At 72.1% G+C, this 20329-nt stretch carries 21 protein-coding genes and 1 riboswitch; of the genes, 13 read left to right on the plus strand and 8 right to left on the minus strand.

What is annotated here, in order from left to right:
• Nucleotides 1–65 precede the first annotated feature (65 nt).
• The 6 genes from ACFYXV_RS22790 (at nucleotide 66) to ACFYXV_RS22815 (ending at nucleotide 5460) form a co-directional block, all read left to right on the plus strand.
• The gene (locus ACFYXV_RS22790; RefSeq protein ID WP_389383894.1) at nucleotides 66–797 is read left to right on the plus strand and encodes a lysophospholipid acyltransferase family protein; all 732 of its coding nucleotides are present in this window, start codon (nucleotides 66–68) and stop codon (nucleotides 795–797) included.
• Between the two features lie 38 nt (nucleotides 798–835).
• Nucleotides 836–2047: a MacS family sensor histidine kinase gene (macS, locus tag ACFYXV_RS22795; protein WP_383344019.1), complete on the plus strand. Its 1212-nt coding sequence runs from the start codon at nucleotides 836–838 to the stop codon at nucleotides 2045–2047.
• A 62-nt stretch (nucleotides 2048–2109) separates the two neighbouring features.
• On the plus strand, nucleotides 2110–2754 hold the full coding sequence (locus ACFYXV_RS22800; RefSeq protein ID WP_385475319.1) for a response regulator: 645 nt from the start codon (nucleotides 2110–2112) through the stop codon (nucleotides 2752–2754).
• 187 nt (nucleotides 2755–2941) lie between these two features.
• Nucleotides 2942–3970: a 6-phosphofructokinase gene (locus ACFYXV_RS22805; RefSeq protein WP_385475278.1), complete on the plus strand. Its 1029-nt coding sequence runs from the start codon at nucleotides 2942–2944 to the stop codon at nucleotides 3968–3970.
• Between the two features lie 101 nt (nucleotides 3971–4071).
• Complete coding sequence (locus ACFYXV_RS22810; protein ID WP_385475280.1) at nucleotides 4072–5070, plus strand: 2-hydroxyacid dehydrogenase; 999 nt, start codon at nucleotides 4072–4074, stop codon at nucleotides 5068–5070.
• A 105-nt stretch (nucleotides 5071–5175) separates the two neighbouring features.
• On the plus strand, nucleotides 5176–5460 hold the full coding sequence (locus ACFYXV_RS22815; RefSeq protein ID WP_385475282.1) for a hypothetical protein: 285 nt from the start codon (nucleotides 5176–5178) through the stop codon (nucleotides 5458–5460).
• 33 nt (nucleotides 5461–5493) lie between these two features.
• Here ACFYXV_RS22815 and ACFYXV_RS22820 read toward each other — a convergent pair whose 3' ends face one another.
• Nucleotides 5494–7386 (minus strand): anthranilate synthase family protein, encoded by a 1893-nt coding sequence (locus ACFYXV_RS22820; RefSeq protein WP_389383863.1) that lies wholly within the window; start codon nucleotides 7384–7386, stop codon nucleotides 5494–5496.
• Nucleotides 7387–7664: 278 nt separating this feature from the next.
• Here ACFYXV_RS22820 and ACFYXV_RS22825 point away from each other — a divergent pair, with 278 nt between their 5' ends.
• Entirely contained in the window at nucleotides 7665–9029 is a 1365-nt protein-coding gene (locus ACFYXV_RS22825; protein WP_385475286.1) for a class II 3-deoxy-7-phosphoheptulonate synthase, read from the plus strand.
• A 168-nt stretch (nucleotides 9030–9197) separates the two neighbouring features.
• Nucleotides 9198–9437: a bacterioferritin-associated ferredoxin gene (locus ACFYXV_RS22830; RefSeq protein WP_266630022.1), complete on the plus strand. Its 240-nt coding sequence runs from the start codon at nucleotides 9198–9200 to the stop codon at nucleotides 9435–9437.
• 59 nt (nucleotides 9438–9496) lie between these two features.
• On the opposite strand, the gene bfr is transcribed toward ACFYXV_RS22830, so the two are convergent.
• Entirely contained in the window at nucleotides 9497–9976 is a 480-nt protein-coding gene (gene bfr / locus ACFYXV_RS22835; RefSeq protein WP_030863600.1) for a bacterioferritin, read from the minus strand.
• Between the two features lie 212 nt (nucleotides 9977–10188).
• Between bfr and ACFYXV_RS22840 the strand changes: the two genes are divergently transcribed.
• The gene (locus tag ACFYXV_RS22840) at nucleotides 10189–10821 is read left to right on the plus strand and encodes a sulfite oxidase-like oxidoreductase (RefSeq protein WP_389383864.1); all 633 of its coding nucleotides are present in this window, start codon (nucleotides 10189–10191) and stop codon (nucleotides 10819–10821) included.
• 15 nt (nucleotides 10822–10836) lie between these two features.
• On the opposite strand, the gene ACFYXV_RS22845 is transcribed toward ACFYXV_RS22840, so the two are convergent.
• The 6 genes from ACFYXV_RS22845 to thiO all read right to left on the minus strand — a co-directional run bounded on the left by ACFYXV_RS22845 (nucleotide 10837) and on the right by thiO (nucleotide 16631).
• On the minus strand, nucleotides 10837–11370 hold the full coding sequence (locus ACFYXV_RS22845) for a DUF4396 domain-containing protein (RefSeq protein ID WP_389383865.1): 534 nt from the start codon (nucleotides 11368–11370) through the stop codon (nucleotides 10837–10839).
• Between the two features lie 92 nt (nucleotides 11371–11462).
• Complete coding sequence (locus ACFYXV_RS22850; protein WP_385475293.1) at nucleotides 11463–12332, minus strand: deoxyribonuclease IV; 870 nt, start codon at nucleotides 12330–12332, stop codon at nucleotides 11463–11465.
• A gap of 4 nt (nucleotides 12333–12336) precedes the next feature.
• A complete protein-coding gene (gene pknB, locus ACFYXV_RS22855; protein ID WP_385475295.1) occupies nucleotides 12337–14280 on the minus strand; it encodes a Stk1 family PASTA domain-containing Ser/Thr kinase in 1944 nt (647 codons plus the stop codon).
• 100 nt (nucleotides 14281–14380) lie between these two features.
• Nucleotides 14381–15175, minus strand: coding sequence for a thiazole synthase (locus ACFYXV_RS22860; RefSeq protein ID WP_385475297.1), 795 nt, complete (start codon nucleotides 15173–15175; stop codon nucleotides 14381–14383).
• 5 nt (nucleotides 15176–15180) lie between these two features.
• Nucleotides 15181–15381, minus strand: coding sequence for a sulfur carrier protein ThiS (gene thiS / locus ACFYXV_RS22865; protein WP_030156043.1), 201 nt, complete (start codon nucleotides 15379–15381; stop codon nucleotides 15181–15183).
• Nucleotides 15378–16631, minus strand: coding sequence for a glycine oxidase ThiO (gene thiO / locus ACFYXV_RS22870; RefSeq protein WP_389383866.1), 1254 nt, complete (start codon nucleotides 16629–16631; stop codon nucleotides 15378–15380). The genes thiS and thiO overlap by 4 nt, the downstream gene beginning before the upstream one ends.
• Nucleotides 16629–16741, minus strand: a riboswitch (TPP riboswitch). Its footprint overlaps the gene before it by 3 nt.
• Nucleotides 16742–16845: 104 nt before the next feature.
• Between thiO and ACFYXV_RS22875 the strand changes: the two genes are divergently transcribed.
• From ACFYXV_RS22875 to metF, 4 genes are all read left to right on the plus strand, one after another.
• Nucleotides 16846–18066: an NAD(P)/FAD-dependent oxidoreductase gene (locus ACFYXV_RS22875; protein ID WP_383344067.1), complete on the plus strand. Its 1221-nt coding sequence runs from the start codon at nucleotides 16846–16848 to the stop codon at nucleotides 18064–18066.
• A gap of 135 nt (nucleotides 18067–18201) precedes the next feature.
• Nucleotides 18202–18567: an Rv2175c family DNA-binding protein gene (locus tag ACFYXV_RS22880; RefSeq protein WP_030863625.1), complete on the plus strand. Its 366-nt coding sequence runs from the start codon at nucleotides 18202–18204 to the stop codon at nucleotides 18565–18567.
• Nucleotides 18568–18632: 65 nt separating this feature from the next.
• Nucleotides 18633–19274 carry a thiamine phosphate synthase gene (gene thiE / locus ACFYXV_RS22885; RefSeq protein WP_383344073.1) on the plus strand — a complete coding sequence of 214 codons (642 nt, stop codon included), beginning with the start codon at nucleotides 18633–18635 and terminating at the stop codon, nucleotides 19272–19274.
• Nucleotides 19275–19366: 92 nt separating this feature from the next.
• Nucleotides 19367–20284 (plus strand): methylenetetrahydrofolate reductase [NAD(P)H], encoded by a 918-nt coding sequence (gene metF / locus ACFYXV_RS22890; protein ID WP_383344076.1) that lies wholly within the window; start codon nucleotides 19367–19369, stop codon nucleotides 20282–20284.
• Nucleotides 20285–20329 lie beyond the last annotated feature (45 nt).

Here is a 20329-nt window from a genome sequence, read left to right on the forward strand (position 1 = left end):
CCCGAGCCAGGGGATATGGTCTGTTCGACAGACACAGGAAGGCTTTCGAGTTGATCTACGGCGCAATGAAGTTCTCCATCGGGGGGTCCCTGAAGCTCGCCTTCAGGCCGTGGGTGGAGGGCCTCGAGAACATTCCCGCCGAGGGGCCGGCGATCCTCGCGAGCAACCACCTGTCCTTCTCGGACTCCTTCTTCCTGCCGGCCGTGCTGGACCGGAAGGTCACCTTCATCGCGAAGGCGGAGTACTTCACCTCCCCGGGCGTCAAGGGCAAGCTGACGGCCGCCTTCTTCAAGGGCGTCGGCCAGCTCCCGGTGGACCGCTCCGGAGCGCGCGGTGCGGGCGAGGCCGCGATCAAGAGCGGCATCGACGTCATCGAGCGCGGGGAGCTGTTCGGTATCTACCCCGAGGGGACCCGTTCACCCGACGGCCGCCTCTACCGCGGCAAGCCCGGCGGGCTGGCCCGCGTGGCCCTGGCCACCGGCGCGCCGGTGATCCCCGTCGCGATGATCGACACGGAGAAGATCCAGCCGCCCGGCAAGGTCGTCCCCAAGCTGATGCGCCCCGGCATCCGGATCGGCAAGCCGCTCGACTTCAGCCGCTACCACGGCATGGACGGCGACCGCTTCATCCTGCGCTCGGTGACCGACGAGGTCATGTACGAGATCATGAAGCTGTCCGGCCAGGAGTACGTCGACATCTACGCGACGGCCGCCAAGCGGCAGATCGCCGACGCGGAGAAGGCCGAGAAGGCCGCCAGGGCCGCAGCCGACAAGAACGCCGAGAAGGCCGCGGAGTAGGACACGGGCGGCATCGCCCGCACGGGTGGGTGGGGGAGATGGCGAAACGCGAGCGTGTCGTGCGCATGTCGGTCGAGCAGCCGCTGTGGCGGGCGCTGACCGCCTACCGGCTGCTCACCATGGTCTACGCGGCCCTGCTGTTCGCCTCGGCGTACCGGGACTTCGACCGGCCCTGGGTCGCGGCCGGCTACCTCGCCGTCCTCACCGTCTGGACCCTGGCCACCCACCGCCGGGTGGCGAACGCCGCCAGCTGCACCAAGCGGTTCCTGGGCGCCGACCTCACCGTCGCCCTCGCCGGCATCCTGCTCACCCCGATCGCGGACACCCACGCGCGGATCGCCGCGGGCGGCCCCACCCTCCCCTCCATCTGGACGGCGGGCTCCGTCCTCGCCTTCGCCATCAAGGGCGGCTGGCGCTGGGCCGGCTTCGCCTCGACCTTCGTGGCCGTGGCCAACATCGTCGTCCACGGCGGCCAGCCCACCCGCGACACCCTGCACAACGTGCTGCTGGTCTGGGTCGCCTCCATCGCGATCGGGTACGTCGTCGAGGTCGCCCGGGCCAGTGAGGCCACCCTGGCCCGCGCCCTGGAGATCGAGGCCGCGACCCGCGAGCGCGAGCGGCTCGCCCGCGACATCCACGACGGGGTCCTCCAGGTCCTCGCCATGGTCCAGCGGCGCGGGACCGAGCTGGGCGGTGAGGCGGCCGAGCTCGGCCGGATGGCCGGGGACCAGGAGGTGGCGCTGCGTACCCTGGTCTCCAGCGGGCTGGTGCCCACCTCCCGGATCTCCCGCGACGAGTCGCTCGGCGCGCTGGTGGACGCGTACGAGGTGGAGGAGTCCGGCGCGGACGAGGGCGAGCTGGACCTGCGGAGCCTGCTGGCCCCGCACGCCGGATCCCGCGTCAGCTTCGCCGAGCCGGGCACGCCCGTGCCGCTGCCGGCGCCCGCGGCGAAGGAGCTGGCCGCGGCCGTCGGGGCCGCCCTCGACAATGTGCGCAAGCACGCCGGCGAGGGGGCCAGGGCCTGGATCCTGGTCGAGGACTGGGGCGACGAGGTGATCGTGACCGTCCGGGACGACGGCCCGGGCATCCCGGCCGGCCGCCTCGACCAGGCCGAGGGCGAGGGCCGGATGGGCGTGGCCCTGTCCATCCGCGGCCGGCTGAGGGACCTCGGCGGGAGCGCCGAGCTGGTGTCCGTCCCCGGGCAGGGCACCGAAGTGGAACTGAAAGTACCGAGGGGGAGGACCCAGTGAGCCAGACCGCCGAGCCGCGACAGCCGTCGCAGGCGCAGCCGCAGCCGCACGAGATCAAGGTGATGGTCGTCGACGACCACCCGATGTGGCGGGACGCGGTCGCCCGTGACCTCGCCGCGGCGGGCTTCGACGTGGTCGCCACGGCCGGCGACGGCCCCGAGGCCGTCCGCCGGGCCGCGCCCGCCGCCCCCCACGTCCTGGTCCTCGACCTCAACCTGCCCGGCATGCCCGGGGTGCAGGTCTGCAAGGAACTCGTCGGATCCAACCCCGCGCTGCGCGTCCTGGTCCTGTCCGCGAGCGGGGAGCACGCGGACGTCCTGGAGGCGGTGAAGTCCGGCGCCACCGGCTACCTGCTGAAGTCCGCGGGCGCCCAGGAGCTGATCGACGCCGTCCGCCGCACCGCGGCCGGCGACCCGGTGTTCACCCCCGGCCTGGCCGGGCTGGTGCTCGGCGAGTACCGGCGCCTGGCCACCGACCCGGCGCCCGCCGCCCCCGACGAGCCGAAGGTCCCCCAGCTGACCGACCGGGAGACCGAGGTGCTGCGGCTGGTGGCCAAGGGGCTCTCCTACAAGCAGATCGCGGAGCGCCTCGTCATCTCGCACCGCACGGTCCAGAACCACGTGCAGAACACCCTGGGCAAGCTCCAGCTGCACAACCGGGTGGAGCTCGTCCGGTACGCGATAGAGCGCGGCCTCGACGACGAGTAACGGGGGGACGTTCACCGTCTCGTACCTCGCACTCATGTCCTCGTACGAGTGAACGGGGAGACGCAACGCCCCTTGAATCCACCGGAATTGACCCTTCCCGGGCACTTGCTGTGACCTGAGTCACCACTAGCGTGACCGCCATGCGGGCTCAGTCTGCTCAGTGGGCCCTGTGGCGAAGGGAGATTCCATGAAGGTCGGAGTGCTGACGGGCGGCGGCGACTGCCCCGGTCTCAACGCGGTCATCCGGGCCGTCGTCCGCAAGGGCACCCAGGAGTACGGGTGCGAGTTCACCGGGTTCAAGGACGGCTGGCGCGGCGCGATCGAGGGCGACACCGTCCCGCTCGGCATCCCCGCCGTCCGCGGCATCCTGCCGCGCGGGGGCACCATCCTCGGCTCCTCGCGGACCAACCCGTTCAAGCAGGAGAACGGGGTCCGCCGGATCAAGGAGAACCTCGCCAAGTACGAGGTCGAGGCCCTCGTCGCGATCGGCGGCGAGGACACGCTGGGCGTGGCCGCCAAGCTGTACGGGGAGTACGGGATCCCGTGCGTCGGCGTCCCGAAGACCATCGACAACGACCTGTCGGCCACGGACTACACCTTCGGCTTCGACACGGCGGTGGGCATCGCCACGGAGGCCATCGACCGGCTGCACACCACGGCCGAGTCGCACATGCGGGTGCTGGTCGTCGAGGTGATGGGCCGGCACGCCGGCTGGATCGCCCTGCACTCGGGACTGGCGGGCGGCGCGAACGTCATCCTCATCCCCGAGCAGCGCTTCGACCTGGACCAGGTGTGCGCCTGGGTGACCTCCCGGTTCAAGGCGAGCTACGCGCCGATCGTGGTGGTCGCGGAGGGCGCGATGCCCAAGGACGGGGAGATGGTGCTGAAGGACGCCACCACCGACTCGTTCGGGCACGTCCGGCTGTCGGGCGTGGGGGAGTGGCTGGCCAAGGAGATCGAGGCCCGGACCGGCAAGGAGGCCCGGACCACGGTGCTCGGGCACATCCAGCGCGGCGGTACGCCGAGCGCGTTCGACCGGTGGCTGGCCACGCGCTTCGGGCTGCACGCCATCGACGCCGTGCACGAGGGCGACTTCGGGAAGATGGTCGCGCTGAAGGGGACGGACATCGTGCGGGTGCCCATCGCCGACGCGACGTCGAAGCTGAAGACGGTGGACCCGGCCCTGTACAAGGAGGTCGGGGTCTTCTTCGGCTGAGCCGGAGTGGGTGAACGGGCCATGGGTGGTATCGGACGTAAAGTGCCGGAACGACCCATGGTCCGGTTTGTTTTGCGCGGCGGCACAGCACGGGAGCGAACGTGGAAATCCTGGCATTCGGGGTGCAGGGCGACGAGAGGCCGCTGATCGAGAAGGCGTTCGCGGCCGCCGGGCAGCACGAGGTGCGGTGCCTGGACGTCTTCCTCAGCGAGGACACCGCCCCCATCGCCGCCGGGTACGAGGTCGTCTCGTCGAGCGTGAACGCGGATCTGAGCGGGCGGGTGCTGCGGACCCTGGCCGGGGGCGGGACCAAGATGATCGCCCAGCGCTCGACGGGCTTCAACAACATCGACCTGGACGTCGCCCGGCAGCTGGGCATGACGGTGAGCCGGGTCTCGTACTACTCCCCGTACTCCGTGGCCGAGTTCGCGTGGACCCTGGCGATGGCCGTGAACCGCAGGATCGTCCGGGCCTCGAACCGGACGCGGGATTTCGACTTCCGGCTGAACGGGTTGATGGGGCGGGACATGCGCGGCCGCACGGTGGGCGTGCTCGGGACCGGCAAGATCGGCGAGGCGTTCACGCGGATCGCGCACGGGTTCGGCATGAACCTGCTGGGCTGGGACCTCGCGGAGAACCCCGCGTGCCTGGAGCTGGGCATGAAGTACGTGGACAAGGAGGAGCTGTTCACGTCGGCGGACCTGGTGAGCCTGCACGTACCGCTGCTGGAGTCCACGCACCACATCGTCGACGCGGCGGCCCTGCGGACGATGAAGGACGACGCGATCCTGGTGAACTCCGGCCGGGGCGGGCTGATCGACTCGGAGGCGCTGGTCACCGAGTTGCGGGCGGGGCGGTTCGAGGGAGTGGGGCTGGACGTGTACGAGGCGGAGGCCGGGCTCTTCTTCCTGGACAAGTCCCTGGAGGCCGTCGAGGACGACACCCTGGCACGGCTGATCACGTTCCCGAACGTCGTGGTGACCTCGCACCAGGCGTACTACACGCGGGACGCGGTGGGCCAGATCATCGAGACGACGGTGGCCAACGTGGAGGACTACCTGGCGGGCCGCAGCTCGGAGAACACGCTGTGTCCCACGTGACCTGCGTGACGCGCATGACCTGCGTGATGCGCGTGACGCGAGTTCACCCCGAGTTCGGACGGCGGCCATGCCTGCGGGGCGGCCGCAGGGCCTAGATTCACCCCCGTGGACATACCTTCCGCGGCCCGCTGGCTCCTGTTGGCCGCCGCCGCTGCCCAGTTCGTGTACGCCGTACGGGCCCTGCGGCCCGCGCTCCGCTCCCGGCCGGGGGCGCGGCTCGACGCGTGGCTGTCGTTCGCGGACCCGGCGGTCGGCGTCCCGGTGACGCTGGCGCTGGCCGCCGGGAACCTCCCGGCGTTCCTCGCCGGCCTGGCGGTCCTGGGCCCGGTCATGGCCTGCCGGCTGCTCCGCGCCTTCCTCGCGCGCCGCCCGGGGCCGACCCCGGCCTGACGGCTCCGCGCGGCGGGTCCGGGTCCGGGGTCTTCAGACCGTCGCCGGGGTCATGCCGAGCAGGAGTTCGCGCAGGAGGGACGGGCCGTCCAGGGTGAGGATCGACTCGGGGTGGAACTGGATCCCCGCGAAGGCCGGGGACCGCAGGGCGTGGACCTCCCCCGTCACCGGGTCCCGGGAGATCTCCACCGCCCGCTGCGACAGCCGGGCCGCGACCTCGTCGGGGCAGTGGGCCGTGTACGTGTTGTAGAAGCCCACCACCTCCTCCCTCCCGAAGAAGTCGATCCGCGTCTGCGCCCCCTGCGCCGGCTCCGCCTTGCGGATCAGCGGCAGGCCCAGTTCGGCCGCCAGCAGCTCGTGGCCCAGGCAGACGCCCAGCAGCCCGTGCCGGTGGCCGGCCAGGAGCTCCGCCGCCAGAGCGCGCAGCATCCGCATCTTCGGGTCGGCCGCGTCCGCCGGGTTCCCCGGCCCCGGGCCCAGGACGACCGGACCGGCCCACGACAGCGCCGCCTCCCGCAGCCCGGGATCGTCGTAGCGGCGTACGGTCACCTCCAGCCCGGTCACCCGCAGCACGTGCGCCAGCATCGCCGTGAACGTGTCCTCGCCGTCCACCACCAGCGCGTGCCCGGCCGGCGCCGCCGGCCGCTCCTGCATCCGCAGCCAGAACGGCGCCAGGTCCGTCCGCCGCGCCGCCAGGGCCGCCCGCACCCGGGGGTCCTCCCCGAGCCGCGCCCCTTCGAAGGCCGCCCGCGGAGCCGCCGGGCGGACCCCGAGCGCCGCCAGCACCCCGGCCGCCTTCGCGTGGGTCTCCGCGACCTCGCCCGCCGGATCCGAGTGCCGCACCAGCGTCGCCCCCACCGGCACCCGCAGCGTGCCGTCCGCGGCGATGTCGGCGGTCCGGATCAGGATCGGCGAGTCCAGCGTCTGGGACCCCGAGGAGTCCAGGCCCAGCAGGGCCAGCGCCCCCGCGTAGTAGCCGCGCCCGCCCGCCTCGTACCGCTCGATCACCCGGCAGGCGTTCTGCACCGGAGACCCCGTCACCGTGGCCGCGAACATGGTCTCGCGCAGCACCTCCCGCACGTCCAGCGAGGACCGGCCGCGCAGCTCGTACTCGGTGTGCGCGAGGTGCGCCATCTCCTTGAGGCGCGGCCCGACGACGACCCCGCCCATGTCCCCGACGGTGCACATCATCTTGAGCTCCTCGTCCACGACCATGGACAGCTCCTCGGTCTCCTTGCGGTCGCCGAGGAAGGCGAGGAGGGACTCGGCCGTCGGGCCCCCGGCCGGATAGCGGTACGTGCCACTGATCGGGTTCATCACCACCGTGCTGCCCGACATCCGTACGTGTACCTCCGGGCTGGCCCCCACCAGCGTCCGGTCCCCGGTGTGGACGACGTACGTCCAGTACGCGCCCCGCTCGCCCACCAGCAGCCGCCGGAACAGCGCGAGCGCGTCGGCCCGCCCGAAGCCCTCGATCCGGCCCTCGTAGGTGCGCCGGATGACGAAGTTCGCCCCCTCGCCGTGGCCGATCTCGTCCCGGATCACGCGCTCGACGGTGGCCGCGTACTCCTCGTCGGGCACGTCGAAGCCGCCGCCATCGACCCGCACCGTGTGCTCGGGCAGCGCGGCCAGCGCCTGCGCGAGCGGGATCTCGTACGCCTCCTCGGCGGTCAGCACGGACAGCGGCGTGCCGTCGTCGCGCACGTCGAACCCGCGCTCGCGGATCTGCCGGAACGGGACGAGGGCGAGGGTGGGCAGTGGTCGCACGGGCAGCTCGGCGAGGCGCCCGGCCTCGTGGACCGGGCCGATCAGCACCTCGACGGTGTCGTGGTCGCGGCCGGGGGTGCGCCGGCGCAGCAGGGCGAACGGCGGGCAGGACCCGTCGTCGAGCAGGCGGCGGATCGGGTCGGGCGTGCTGGGTTCCATGGCTGGCGTCCTTCTCCGTGAAGCGGGGTGAAGGAGGAGCGGCCGGGCCCGGAAAACACCGAAGGCCGCCCCTCGGGCGGCCTTCGCGTCGTGCGTGTCAGTGGGTACGCGCGAGAAGTGGGCCGCCGGGAGCGGGCCACCACCAGTTCTGGTTCGAGTGCGCGTACATGCCGCCGACGATAGCCCATCGGCGAGCCCGCCTGCGAGCGCACACGATCGCAGAGACACCCGTCTCACGGAGTGGGCACCGGCCTGGACCAGGCCCGGGACGCCGTAATGTGTACGGGGTGACCGTGAACGCTGAAACCCAAGCCCCCGCCGCCAAGGCGACCTGGCGAGACCTTCCCGCGGCGCAGCAGCCTTCGTACCCCGATGCCGAGGCACTGCGCGCTGTCGTCGCGGACCTCGAGTCGTATCCTCCCCTCGTTTTCGCGGGTGAGTGCGACCAGCTGCGCGCCCGTCTGGGAGCCGTCGCCAAGGGCGAGGCGTTCCTGCTGCAGGGCGGCGACTGTGCCGAGGCCTTCGACGCCGTGTCCGCCGACCACATCCGCGCCAAGCTGAAGACGCTGCTCCAGATGAGCGCCGTCCTGACGTACGCGGCCTCCGTGCCGGTCGTCAAGGTCGGCCGCATCGCCGGCCAGTACTCCAAGCCGCGCTCCAAGGACACCGAGACCCGCGACGGCGTCACCCTGCCGACCTACCGCGGCGACTCCGTCAACGGCTTCGCCTTCACCGAAGGGGCCCGGATCCCGGACCCCGAGCGGCTGAAGCGCATGTACCACGCGTCCGCGTCGACGCTGAACCTGGTGCGCGCCTTCACCACCGGTGGTTACGCCGACCTGCGTCAGGTGCACGCCTGGAACCAGGACTTCGTGAAGTCCTCCCCGTCCGGGCAGCGCTACGAGCAGCTCGCGCGGGAGATCGACAACGCGCTGAACTTCATGAAGGCGTGCGGCACCGACCCGGCCGAGTTCAAGGCCGTCGAGTTCTACGCCTCGCACGAGGCGCTGCTGCTCGACTACGAGGGCGCCCTGACCCGTACGGACTCCCGCACCGGGAAGCTGTACGACACCTCCGGCCACATGGTCTGGATCGGCGAGCGCACCCGCCAGCTGGACCACGCGCACATCGAGTTCTGCTCGCAGATCGCCAACCCGATCGGCATCAAGCTCGGCCCGACCACCACGGTCGACGAGGCGCTGACGTACATCGACCGCCTGGACCCCGAGCGCGAGCCGGGCCGGCTGACCTTCGTCGTCCGCATGGGCGCCGACAAGGTCCGCGACAAGCTCCCCGAGCTGGTCGAGAAGGTCACGGCCTCGGGCGCGACGGTCGCCTGGGTGACCGACCCGATGCACGGCAACACCTTCGAAGCCGCCTCCGGCCACAAGACGCGCCGTTTCGACGACGTGCTCGACGAGGTCAAGGGCTTCTTCGAGGTCCACAAGGCGCTGGGCACCCACCCGGGCGGCATCCACGTCGAGCTCACCGGTGACGACGTCACCGAGTGCGTGGGCGGCGGCGACGAGATCTTCGTCGACGACCTGCACCAGCGCTACGAGACGGCCTGCGACCCGCGGCTCAACCGCAGCCAGTCCCTGGACCTGGCCTTCCTCGTCGCCGAGATGTACCGCGACCAGTAAGCGGATCAGTACGTAGGTACCTACGACTGTGGGGCACGGATCGATGTGATCCGTGCCCCACAGTCGTTTCCAGGGCTTTTAGGCAAGCCTCACTTTGGGTACGGTTAGGTAAGCCTCACCGAATACGGGATGGCTGCAGAAACCATTCCTGTCAGGGAGGTGAACCGCGTGTACGTCTGCTCTTGCTTCGGGATCACCGACAAGCAGGTCAAGGACCACGCGGCCGCCGGGGCCTGCACCCCCCGCCAGATCGCCTCCGTCACCAAGGCCGGCACCGACTGCGGGTCCTGCGTACGGACCATCCAGGGCATCCTGGGCCGCGGGGCCTGCCCGCGCCGGGAGCTGCTGGAGAAGGGCAACGCGGCCGCCGTGCTCGCCGTCGACCCGGAGCTCGCGGAAGCCGCGTAGGGCTCGGCGGAGGCCGCAGGGGTCGGCCGCAGAGGCCGCAGAGGGCGTGAGCCCGCGGCTCAGCTCTCCGGCTGCTCGATCAGCTGCGCGATGTAGAGCGGCTCACCGATGCTCTCGATGAGCTCCAGCTGGGTGTCGAGGTAGTCGATGTGGTGCTCCTCGTCCCCCAGGATCTCCTCGAAGAGGCGCGCCGAGGTCACGTCGCCCTTGCCGCGCATCACCTCGATGCCCCGCTTGAGGCGGTCGATGGCCTCGACCTCGACCTGCCGGTCCGCCTGGAACATCTCCGTCAGGGTCTGGCCGACCCGGACGTGGAAGAGCCGCTGGTAGTTCGGCAGCCCGTCCAGCATCAGGATGCGCTCGGTGATCTTGTCCGCGTGCTTCATCTCATCGATGGACTCTTCACGCGTGTACTTGGCGAGCTTGGTCCAACCCTTGTTGTCCTGGATCCGGTAGTGGAGCCAGTACTGGTTGATCGCCGTGAGCTCGCCGGTCAACTGCTCGTTCAGAAACTCGAGAACCTCGGGGTCGCCCTGCATCGCAGAGGCTCCTTCCAGGCAATGTCAGCTACGTGACGGGGCTGGGGGGTATCGCGGTATCGCCCCCAGCAGTGACTGGGGGAGTGCGCGCATCCTTGCACCGCCGCAGGGGGCCGTCCAGTAAGTGCCTCCTTAGTGTGAGTTGGCGTGAGTTGCCCGTATAGGGGCATACCTGGTCGTGACCACCCTGCCGCGTCTGTCACCATGGAGACATGGGTCAGCCGGAAAGCCGGGAATCTCCGGGAGCAGAGCAACTGGAGCTTCCTCCGGGGCAGCGGCTGCAGCGCGGCTGGCCGGTCACCCACTACGGCCCGGTCCCGAAGTTCAAGCCGGACCGCTGGGAGTTCCGTGTCTTCGGGGCCACCGCCGACGGTGACAAGCACTGCTGGAACCACGAGGAGTTCACGGCCCTGCCGTTCGAATCCGTCGTGGCGGACCTGCACTGCGTGACGAAGTTCAGCATGCCGGGCGCCGAGTGGGGCGGGGTCCTCGCCCGCGACATACTCGCCCTGGCGCCGCCGTCGCTGCAGGTCACGCATGTGATGGTGTGGGCCGAGTACGGCTTCAGCTCCAACCTGCGGCTGGCCGACTTCGCCTCCGACCGGACCGTGTTCGCCACCCACGAGGGCGGCGAGCTGCTCACCGCCGAACACGGCTTCCCGGTAAGGCTCGTGGTCCCGCACCTGTACGCGTGGAAGGGCCCCAAGTGGGTCCGCGGCATCGAGTACATGACCGCCGACCGCCGGGGCTTCTGGGAGGAGCGCGGCTACCACAACATCGGCGACCCCTGGCGGGAGCAGCGCTACTCGTACCAGGAAGAGCCGGGGGACGGCCCCGAGCTGTAGGTCCCGCCCCCCGGGTCAGTGGTACTGGTGGACGACCGCGTGGCCCTTGCCGCGGCCGATCATCCACTTGTTGACCGGGGTGGTCACCACGAAGGCGAGCGCGAGCGAGATCGCCAGTGCGATCCAGAACAGCGCCTCCGTCAGGTGAGCGTCCATCGCTCCCGGCCAGAGCGCGATCACGCCGTTGTCGATCAGCTCCATGACGGCGATCGAAAGAGTGTCCGCCGCCAGTGCCACCCGGACGGCCGTACGCAGGTCAACGCCGGCGGCGAGGATTCCGCGCAGGGTGAGCGCGTAGCCGAAGAAGAACGCGAGGACGATCGCCAGGATCATCGTCGCGAGGTTGCCCCAGCCCAGTGCCGTGCCGATCACCATGCCGAGCACCTCGCCGACGGCGCATCCGGTGAGGCAGTGGAGCGTGGCCCTGGCGGCCGTGGCCCAGCTCGCCCCGGCGTGGTCACTGCCGTGGTCACCGTGGTCACCGCCGTGGTGCCGGTGCTCGTCGTGTCCGTGTCCGTGTCCGTGTTCGTGTCCGTGTGCGCTGTCCATCGCAACCCCCTGGGGAACGCCGGGTGACGGTCTGCCCGCGTACGACAGAACCGTATACCCCCCAGGGGTATTCCCGGCCGTGCCGGGCGTGGTCAGTGGAGCTCGCGCAGTTCCTTCAGCAGGGCCACGTCCCCCGCGTGGCCCTCCTTCCCGCCCGGCGTTTCGGTGATCAGCGGGACGCCCTCCATCGCGGGGTGCGCGAACAGCTCGGCGAAGGCGTCCCGGCCGATGTGGCCCTGCCCGATGTTGGCGTGGCGGTCCTTGTGGGAGCCCACGCCCTCCTTCGAGTCGTTCGCGTGGATCAGCTTCAGCCGCCCCTCGCCCACCGTTTCCACCAGCAGGTCCAGCGTCTGCTTCGTCCCGCCCGGCTCCGCCAGGTCGTGCCCGGCGGCGAAGACGTGGCAGGTGTCCAGGCAGATCCCCAGCTTCGGGTGGTGGTCGAGGGCCTCGAAGTACGGACCGAAGTCCCAGGTCCGCGAGCACAGCGAGAAGCCCTGCCCGGCCGTGGACTCCAGCAGCAGGAACGGGTCGTCTTCGTGCGTCAGCTCGTCCAGCAGCGGCAGCATGTGCTCCCTGACCTGCGCGTACGCCGCCTCGCGCGGCCGCCCTCCGGTCGCCGAGCCGGTGTGTACGACCACCCCGAGCGCGCCGATCTCCCGGGCGCGGCGCAGCGAGTGCCGCAACGACTCCACCGACTTCTCGACGGTCGCCTCGGTGTGCGAGCCGAAGTTGATCAGGTAGGGGGCGTGCACGTACGCCGGGATCGACTCCTCGGCGCACTGGTTGCGGAACAGCTCGTCCTGCGCCGGGTTCCCGACCGGGGTGGCCCAGCCGCGCGGGTTGGCGACGAAGACCTGTACGGCCTCGGCGCCCATCTCCCGCGCGTACGCCAGCCCCACCGAGGCGAGCCCGCCGGCGACGGGGACGTGCCCGCCCACGGGATTGCGCTTGGCCTGGTCCATCGCTCTACAGCCCCTTGGTCCGCACGACGATCGTGCTGCCCTCGGGGGCGCTCTGGCCGCCCGGCACCGACTGGGCGTCCACCGTGTTGCTGAAGGAGATGAGCGGCCGCTCCACCTTCACCTTGAAACCGGCCGCCTCCAGCGTCTTGCGGGCCACGTCCGCCTCCAGGCCGGTCACGTTCGGCACCGGGATCTGCCGGGGGCCCTTGGACACGGTGAGCGTCACCGTGTCGCCGGTCGCGGCCTGGGAGCCGGCGCCGATCGACTGGTTGGCGACCGTACCGGCCGGGAACGGCGAGTTGACCTCCTCGGCGGCCGTCTCGACCTTGAGGCCGAGGTCCTGGAGGGCGGCCCGCGCCTGGTCCAGGGGCCGTCCGACCACGCTCGTCACCTGGACCGGCCGGCCCTTGCTGACCACGATCGCGACCGCCGTGTCGGGCGACCGCTTCTGCCCGCCGTCCGGGTTGGTGGAGATCACCGAACCCTGGGCGACGTCCTGGCTGAACGCCTGCGTGATCATGCCGGGCGCCAGCCCGCTCTTGACCAGCTCGGCCTTCGCCTCCTCCAGCGGCCTGCCCTTCACGTCCGGTACGACGACGACCTCCGGGCCGCGCGAGACCGTGAGCACCACCGCCCCGTTGCCGCGGATGCGCTTGCCGCTCTCGGGGTCGGAGTTCATCACCGTCCCGCGGTCGAAGGCGTCGCTGAACTTCCGGTCGATCCGCTTCACGCCGAGGCCGGCCGCCGAAAGCTCGGACTTGGCCTGCGCCTCGGTCTTCCCGAGCAGGTTGGGGACCTTGGTGAACTGGCCGGCGTTGATGTACCAGACCCCGGTGCCCAGACCGAGCGCGAGCAGGACGCCGGCGATGACGAGCAGGGTGCCGCGGCGCGGTCCGCGCGATCCGCGCGATCGCGGTGGCGGCGGCGCCTCGGCGTGGGCCTGGGACCGGCTCTGTACGGGCGTGGCCTCCGGGCGCTCCAGCCGGGACGTCTGGTGTACGGGCGGCTGCGCCGTGACGGGCCGCGGGATCACGCTGGTGCGGTCCTCGGTCGCGCCCCGCTGTTCGGCCCGTGCCTGCGGCGGCACCGCGTCCAGCTCGGCGTCGCCGAGCAGCGCGCGGGCGTCGAGCGTCAGCCCGAGCAGTCCGGCGGCGTCGGTGGGCCGCAGCTCGGGATCGCGGGCGGTGGCGTACGTGACGAGCTGGTCCAGGATGCCGGGCAGCCCCGGAACGGCGGCCGACGGGGGCGGCACGTCCTCGTGGAGGTGCTGGTAGAGCACCTGGGCGGGGGTGCCGCCGGTGTGCGGCTTGGAGCCGGTGAGCATCTCGTACAGGACGACGCCGCAGGCGTAGACGTCCACGCGGGTGTCGGTCGCGCCGTTCTCGATCTGCTCGGGGGCGAGGTAGGAGACGGTGCCGAGGACGGCGCCGGTGGTGCTGGTGACGGTGTCGACGCTGCGGACCAGGCCGAAGTCCGCGACCTTGACCCGGCCGTCGTCGCCGATCAGGACGTTCTCGGGCTTCATGTCGCGGTGTACGAACCCGGCGCGGTGGGCGGCGCCGAGGGCGGCCAGGACCGGCTCCAGGATGTCGAGGGCGGCGCGGGGCTGGAGCGCGCCGCGCTCGCGGAGCACGTCGCGCAGCGTGCAGCCGGAGACGTACTCCATGGCCAGGTACGTGTACGGCCCGTCGGTGCCCTGGTCGAAGACGGCGACGACGTTGGGGTGCGCGAGGCGGGCGACGGACTTGGCCTCGCGGATGAAGCGGTCGACGAAGCCGGCGTCGGCGGCGAGCGCCGGGTGCATCACCTTGAGGGCGAGTACGCGGTCGAGGCGGGTGTCGACGGCCCGGTAGACCGTCGCCATGCCGCCGGCCGCGATGCGCGCGTCCACGCGGTAGCGGCCGTCGAGTGTCTGCCCGACGAGGGGGTCATCCAGGGTCGTATCCACCCGGCGATTCTACGAGCCGGTGCGTCGGCGCCGGGCGGGGTGCCCCTGCTTGCAGCGCACCCGTGACAAGAACGCCGCTCCGGGGCCCCCGCCGTCCCGTTCAGAACGCCGGGCGTTCCGGGTCCAGGGTGGCTCGGCCCTCGGTGGGGGAGGAGGCCTCCGCGAAGCGGCGCTGGGGGATGCGGCCGGCGCGGTGTGCCAGCCGGCCCGCCGACACCGCGTCGCGCATGGCAGCCGCCATCAGCACCGGGAACTGGGCCCGCGTCACCGCCGAGGCCAGCATCACCGCCGCGCACCCCAGCTCCATCGCCAGCGCCACGTCCGAGGCCGTGCCGGCCCCCGCGTCCAGGATCACCGGAACCCCGGCCCGCTCCGCGATCAGCTCGAAGTTGTGCGGGTTGCGGATCCCCATCCCCGACCCGATCGGCGACCCCAGCGGCATGATCGCCGCGCAGCCCACGTCCTCCAGCTTGCGGGCGAGGACCGGGTCGTCGTTGGTGTAGGGGAGGACGGTGAAGCCCTCGTCCACCAGGGTCTCCGCCGCGTCCAGCAGCTCCACCCCGTCCGGCAGCAGCGTCCGCTCGTCCGCCACCACCTCCAGCTTGATCCAGTCGGTGCCCAGCGCCTCCCGCGCCAGGCGCGCGGTCAGTACGGCCTCGCCCGCCGTGAAGCAGCCCGCCGTGTTCGGGAGTACGGAGATGCCCAGCCTCGTCAGCACCGACAGGACGGAGCCCTGCACCGTCGGGTCCAGCCGCCGCATGGCGACCGTCGTGAGCTCCGTACCGGACGCGACCAGCGCCCGTTCCAGGACGTCCAGGCTCGGCGCCCCGCCCGTGCCCATGATCAGGCGGGACGAGAAGGTCCGCCCGGCCAGCTGGAAAGCGTCGTCAGCCATCGTGCTCAGCCCCCCTGTACGGCGGTGAGGACCTCGACCCGGTCGCCCTCGCCCACCGGCGTGAGCGGCCACTGCCCGCGCGGGACGACGGTCTCGTTCAGTGCGGCCGCGACCCCGGACGGGGCCGCGGTCAAGGTGGCGACCACCGCGTCGAGGGTGGTGCCGGCCGCGATCTCGCGCGGCTCGCCGTTGACGGAGATGGTCATGCGTACGACTCCTGACGTGCGGCGGAGAACCGGCGCGGGGTGAACGGGCGGGCGATCTCCGGCACCGTGCCGGTGGTGAGCAGCTGCGCCATCACGTCGCCGGTGAGCGGGGTCAGCAGCACCCCGTTGCGGTAGTGGCCGGTGGCCAGGTGCAGGCCGGGCAGTTCGGTCGGGCCGAGCAGCGGGGCGTTGTCGGGGGAGCCGGGCCGCAGACCGGCCCGGGTCTCGGTCAGCGGCAGTTCGGTGATGCCGGGCACCAGTTCGTGCGCGTCGCGCAGGAGTTCGTACACCCCGCCCGCGGTGACCGTGGTGTCCCAGCCGAGTTCCTCGCTGGTGGCCCCGATGACGAGCTCGCCGTTCTCGCGCGGCACCAGGTAGACGTGGCTGCCGCGGACCACCGCCCGTACCGTTCGCGAGAGGAACGGCGCGTACGCCGCCGGCACCGCGAGCCGCAGCACCTGGCCCTTCACGGGCCGTACGGGAGGCAGTGCCCGCGGCGGTACGCCGGCCAGCTTGCCGCTGAGCGAGCCCGCGGCCAGCACCACCTGGTCGGCCCGCAGCTCCGTACCGTCGTCGAGCCGTACACCGACGGCCCGGTCCGCGGCGGTCAGCAGCCGCTCCGCGGCCGCCCGGCGGATCTCCACCCCGGCGCGCTCGCACGCGGCCAGCAGCGCGGCCGCCAGCCGGCGCGGATCGACCTGGTGGTCGCCGTCCACGCGCAGGCCGCCCCGTACTCCCGGGGCCAGCATCGGCTCCAGGCGGCGGCACTCGCGGCCGGTGAGCCACTCGGACTCCAGGCCGCAGCGGCGCTGGAGGGCGTGCAGTTCGCGCAGGTGCAGCCGGTCGTCGGCGTCGAGGGCGACGGCGAGCGTGCCGCAGGCGCGGTGTCCGATGTCCATTCCGCCGCTGGCCTCGGCCAGCTCGGCGGCGAACTCCGGGTAGCGGGCGGCGGAGGCGAGGTTGAGCCCGAGCAGGGTCTCCTCGCCGTAGTGCAGCTCCGTGACGGCGGCGAGCATGCCGGCCGCGACCTGCGCGGCGCCGCCGCCGGGCGCCGGGTCGGCGAGCACGGTCCGCAGACCGTGCCGGGCCGCCCGCCAGGCGGTGACCAGGCCGATGATCCCGCCCCCGATGACGAGGACGTCGGACCCTGAGGACCTTGGGGATCCGGGGGACCCGATGGACCCCGGAGATCCTGCGGAGCCCCCGGCCCCCGGGGATCCCGGGTCGGATCCGTTCAGAGATGAGTGCATGGGCGTCCAGCCCCTCCCTTCGCCGGCATGACCCGGATCAGGTTCGTACGGTCGGAGGCCGCTCAGCCTCCCTCTCAGCCCGGTGCGCCCGGACTCCCGCGATAGGTACGGGCGCCAGCCTAACCCCGCCGCCGGGGGCGGGTAAGGCTGCCTCCCCGGCGGCCGCGCCGAGCCGCTGTTCCTGACGAAGCGTCAGATCGCTAGGCTGGGCGGTGTGAGCGAGCAGACGGAACAGACTCAGAGCGGCGTCGTCATCGTCGGCGCCGGAATGGCCGGGGTGCAGACCGCGGTCGCGCTGCGGGAGCAGGGGTGGCGCCGCCCGATCACCCTGCTGGGCGCCGAGCCCCACCAGCCCTACGACCGGCCGCCGCTGTCGAAGGCGGTGCTGCTCGGCAAGGCCGAGGACTCCGCGTTCGACGTGGACTTCGAGGGGCTCGGCATCGTGCTCCGGCTCGGGGTGGAGGTCACCGGGCTGCGGGCGGCCGAGCGCGAGCTGGACACCGAGGCGGGGCCGGTCCCGTACGACGTCCTCGTCCTGGCGACCGGCGCCGAACCGCTGACCCTGCCCGGGTCCGAGGGCGTCCCCGGCGTGCACCTGCTGCGCACCCTGGACGACGCGGCCCGGCTGCGGCCGGTGCTGGCGCGGACTCCGGCGACCGTGGTGGTCGGGGCGGGCTGGATCGGCGCCGAGTTCGCCACCGCGGCGCGCGAGGCGGGCTGCGCGGTGACCGTGGTCGAGGCGGCCGACCGGGTGCTGGCCGGGGCGCTGCCCGCCGAGGTCGCGGCCCCCATGGCCCACTGGTACGAGCAGGCCGGGGCCGCGCTGCTGACCGGCGCCAAGGTCTCCTCGGTGGAGGCCGGACGGGTCGTGCTCGCGGACGGGCGGGAGCTGCCGGCGGGCGCCGTGGTCGTGGGCATCGGGGCCCGGCCGGCGACCCGGTGGCTGGCCGGCTCGGGGGTCGAGCTCGGGCCGGAAGGCGCGGTCACGGCGGACGAGTACCTGCGGACCGGCCTGCCCGGGGTGTACGCGGTGGGCGACTGCGCGTCGTTCCCGTCGGCCCGCTACGGGGCGCGGCTGCTGGTCCACCACTGGGACAACGCCCTCCAGGGGCCGCGGGTGGTCGCGGCGAACATCGTGGCGGGCAAGGCGCTCCAGGTCTACGACCCGGTGCCGTACTTCTGGTCGGAGCAGTTCGGGCGGTTCGTCCAGTACGCGGGCCACCACGCGGGCGCCGACGAGCTGGTGTGGCGCGGGGACCCGGCCGAGGCGGGCTGGTCCGTGTGCTGGCTGCGGGCCGGGGCGCTGGCCGCGGTCCTGGCGGTGGGCCGGCCGCGCGACCTGGCGCAGGGACGGAAGCTGATCGAGACGGGCGCCCCGGTGGATCCGGCCAGGATCGCGGATCCCGCGGTCCCGCTGAAATCGGCGCTGGTCTAGGCGGTGGCCCGCCCGGGTGGTGGCCCCGGCGCCGGTACGGGCGCCCGGGCCGGCGGCCCGCCCGGGCGGCCCGCGGGGCCCCGGACGGGTCGGCTCGGGTACCGGGTGTCGGTCCGAGGTGGCAGGCTTGTGCCCGTGACCGAGATTGACGCAAAGATCGACGCCCTTGTCCCCGCCTGGCTGTACGTACCCGACATCGCCGAGATGCTCGACATCGAGGTGACCCGGGTCCGCCAGCTGGTCAAGGAAGGTCAGCTGATCGCCGTACGCCGGGGCGAGAACCGTTCGCTCCAGGTGCCCGCCCCCTTCATCGACGGCGACAAGATCGTCAAGGGCCTGCCCGGCCTGCTGACCGTGCTCCGCGACGACGGCTTCTCCGACGAGGAGATCCTGGAGTGGATGTTCACCCCGGACCCGACCCTGCCCGGCACCCCCGCGCAGGCGCTGAGCGAGAATCGCGGCACGGAGGTGAAGCGCCGCGCTCAGGCGCTCGCCCTCTGACCGGCTGATCCACCGGCGTACGGGCCCGCCCGGGCCCGTACGCCACCACCAGGGGGGGAACACCCATGCAGCAGCTGTCCGACGCCCGGCTCTACCTGTGCACGGACGCCCGCAAGCGGCAGGGCGACCTCCCCGAGTTCCTCGACGCGGTCCTGGCCGGCGGCGTGGACATCGTCCAGCTGCGCGACAAGGGCATGGAGGCCGGCGAGGAGCTCGAACACCTGCGGGTGTTCGCCGAGGCCGCCCGCCGGCACGGCAAGCTCCTCGCGGTGAACGACCGCGCCGACGTCGCCCACGCCATCGGCTCCGACGTCCTGCACCTGGGCCAGGGCGACATCCCCGTGCCCGCCGCCCGCGCGATCCTCGGCGAGTCCGTGCTCATCGGCCGGTCCTGCCACGCCGAGTCCGAGGTCGACGCCGCCGTCGCCGAGCCGGGCGTGGACTACTTCTGCACCGGCCCCTGCTGGCCCACCCCCACCAAGCCCGGCCGCCACGCCCCCGGGCTCGGGCTGGTCCGGTACGCGGCCTCGCTGGCCCCCGCCCGCCCCTGGTTCGCCATCGGCGGCATCGAAGCCGGCAACCTCGACGAGGTCCTCGACGCGGGAGCCACCCGCATCGTGGTCGTCCGCGCGCTCACCGAGGCCTCCGACCCGGGCGCGGCCGCCGCCGACCTGGCCAAGCGGGTCCGGGAGCGCGTTTCCGCCTAAGACATCGGCGGCCGTCCGTGCGGGTGTCCAAAAACGTGTCCAAAAGGCGGACACGGCTTCGGAGACCGCGAAGGCGCGTCTAACCTGCCCGTATGGCCCTTGGAACCGCTTCCACCCGTACGGACCGTGCACGCACGGTCCGAGACCTGCTGGCGTCCGGGGGCAAGTCGTACTCCTTCGAGTTCTGGGCCCCCAAGACGGAGAAGGGCGAGCGCAACCTCTGGAACGCGCTGCGCCGGATCGAGGCCGTCGGCCCGAGCTTCGTGTCCGTCACCTACGGGGCCGGCGGCTCCACCCGGGGCGGCACCGTCAAGGCCACCCAGCAGATCGCCGCCGACACCACCCTCACCCCCGTCGCGCACCTCACCGCGGTCGACCAGTCGGTCGCCGAGCTGCGCCACGTGATCGGGCAGTTCGCCGACGCCGGCATCCGCAACATGCTCGCGCTGCGCGGAGACCCGCCGGGCGACCCCATGGGTCCCTGGGTCAAGCACGCCGAGGGCGTGGACTACGCGGCCGACCTCGTGCGCCTGCTCAAGGAGTCCGGCGACTTCTGCGTGGGTGTCGCCGCCTTCCCCGAGATGCACCCGCGCTCGGAAGACTGGGACACGGACATCCGTCACTTCGTGGACAAGTGCCGCGCCGGTGCCGACTACGCGATCACCCAGATGTTCTTCGATCCGGAGAATTATCTGCGGCTGCGCGACAGCGCCCAGAAGGCGGGCTGCGAGACCCCGATCATCCCCGAGGTCATGCCTGTTGTGGGCATCAAGCAGCTCGACCGGCTGCCCCAACTGAGCAACGCAGTCTTCCCTGCGGCCGTGAAAGAGCGCATGCTCGCCGTCAAGGACGATCCGGCCGCTGTACGCTCCATGGGGATCGAGTTCGCCACGGAGTTCTGCGCGCGGCTGCTGTCCGAGGGTGTCCCGGGGCTGCACTTCATCACGCTGAACAATTCCACGGCGACTCTCGAGATCTACGAGAACCTGGGCCTGCACCAGCGGGCCTGATCGGCCGGCTCCCGTTTCCTGGGCGGTCGGCCGTACCGAGAGGTG

The sequence above is a fragment of the Streptomyces sp. NPDC002181 genome (assembly GCF_042890485.1).
Taxonomy (GTDB): Bacteria; Actinomycetota; Actinomycetes; order Streptomycetales; family Streptomycetaceae; genus Streptomyces.